General features: G+C 42.7%; 1 pseudogene. It reads right to left on the bottom strand.

Going from position 1 to position 386, the window contains the following annotated elements:
* Positions 1-319 (bottom strand): annotated as a pseudogene (locus A3712_RS10015) (energy transducer TonB); the annotation flags it as partial.
* Positions 320-386: the final 67 nt, after the last annotated feature.

The raw sequence follows: 386 nt of genomic DNA, 5'->3' as shown, positions 1-386 counted from the left end.
TTTTTGGCTGTGGCTTATTGGTGATCGCCTTTTTCTTCGGTGTTGGTTTAGCCTGTTTTGGCTCAACAGTTTTTGGCTCGACTGGTTTAGGTTCTGCCTTTGAAACAGGTTCTTTGATTGGTTCTGGTTCGACGGACTCAGTGACCGTTTTTTGTTGAGCTTGAGAAGGTGTGCTCTTCGGAGTGAAGTTGATCGATACCGTGTTCGATTGGCTACCTGCAGGCATCGCAAATACTTTGGATTCTTGAGCGACAAATAATAGCGCCGCATGAATCACTAACGATGCACCGCCTGCAATAACATACCTAGGAACGTTCACTTTCAATCCTTTACCAAATCTAAATTCTGTACCGGATTATTGCTTAGAATCTAAATAAGATCAATTA

The organism is Vibrio sp. HI00D65 (assembly GCF_001635455.1).
Taxonomy (GTDB): domain Bacteria; phylum Pseudomonadota; class Gammaproteobacteria; order Enterobacterales; family Vibrionaceae; genus Vibrio.
The sequence above is the reverse complement of the archived record's forward strand: the minus strand, read 5'-3'. Positions and strand labels throughout refer to the sequence as shown.